Consider the following 1,396-nt stretch of genomic DNA (forward strand, 5'->3'; position numbering starts at 1 on the left):
CTAGCTGTACTTCGGGGAATATTCATCGGCACCGTCCTGGCCAGCATCTGCGATGCTGGCCCTCTTGTTGAAGCGTTCTTTGCTCCCTCGATGGACCTGGCACTTTCTGACATGGTTTTCGCCGTTCCTCACGTCTTTTCGTCATCAGGCGCAGCGGTTCTGGGCGCCTTTATACATTCAGGGGTTGTGCAGCGCTGCGCCTCGGAAAAGCATGCAACCTCTGGCCGATCAGGTGGCGCCTGGCCGGCACGACCACCTGCAGCACTTCATCACCGACAGCCCCTGGGTGCCCCAGGGGCTGGAGCAACTCGTGGCAGAGCGTGCTCAGCAGCTGGTCGGCGGAGAAAAGGCCGTGCTGATCATTGACGACACGTGCCTGACCAAGTTCGGATCGAAGTCCGTCGGTGTGGGACGGCAGTATTCCGGTCAGGTCGGCAAGATCACCAACTGTCAATGTCTGGTCTCCGTGACATTGGCTCGCGATGAGATCCCGATTCCCCTCCGCCTGAGGCTGTTTCTGCCTGCGGAATGGTCCTCCAATCCTGCGCGCTGTGTGGGAGCGGGTGTTCCTGTGGAACACCCGCTTGGGTCAACCAAATGGGAGATCGCTCTTCGAGAAATCGATGACCTCTCGGGCACGATTCAGTATGGGATGGTGCTCGCAGACGCCGGATATGGCGTCAATGCGGCCTTCCGGCGAGCTCTGACGGCCCGTGGCCTCCGTTGGTCGGTTGGCACCGTGAAGACGCAGCGGGTGTATCCCGCGCACGTTCGCCTGATGCCGATTCCAAAACATTTCCGAGGTCGTCCTCCACGACATCCAACGCCTTCAGAAGAGACTGAATCCATCGAGTCGGTGCTCAGCCAAGAAGCCTGGAGACGGGTCATGTGGCGCCACGGCACGAAAGGACCCCTGATCGGCACGTTCGCCGCGAAATACGTTCGACTGGCGGACGGGAACGAAAATGCACGGGGGCAGCACCTTCCAGGAGAAGGTGCTTGGATCATCGGTGAACAACGTGCTCGAGGGGAGAAAAAGTACTACCTCTGTAATTTACCGCCTGAGACGGCATTCGAGCACTTGATTCAGATCACGAAGCAACGCTGGGCCTGTGAGTTGGCACATCGGGAACTCAAGCAGGACGTGGGGCTGAACCACTTTGAAGGCCGGAGCTGGCAGGGCCTCCATCATCACGCGGTGCTCTGCTTGGTGGCCTTGCTCTTTCTGCAGTGGCTGCGTCTCTCACAACCGGATGATCTATTCGGAGAGACGGTGCCAGCAATCCGAAGGGAGATCGCCGGGGAGTATCCCCGGCGATCCTGCCCTCATGTTAGATATTGTTCGTCCTGCACAGCACTATTCAGCGGACCGTGAATTTCCCCGAAGTACAGCTAG

Annotated in this window: 1 protein-coding gene; it reads left to right on the forward strand. The window is 59.0% G+C overall.

All coding sequences use genetic code 11. The features are described 5' to 3' along the window. The first annotated feature begins 52 nt into the window (after positions 1–52). A complete protein-coding gene (locus tag GO986_RS22390) occupies positions 53–1,375 on the forward strand; it encodes an IS701 family transposase (protein WP_157461741.1) in 1,323 nt (440 codons plus the stop codon). Positions 1,376–1,396: the final 21 nt, after the last annotated feature.

The organism is Deinococcus arboris (assembly GCF_009755355.1).
GTDB classification, from domain to species: Bacteria; Deinococcota; Deinococci; order Deinococcales; family Deinococcaceae; genus Deinococcus; species Deinococcus betulae.

Bases quoted from the DNA above. Each gene is read 5' to 3' on its own strand.
- GO986_RS22390 (WP_157461741.1), top strand. From the start codon at position 53: ATGCTGGCCCTCTTGTTGAAGCGTTCTTTGCTCCCTCGATGGACCTGG.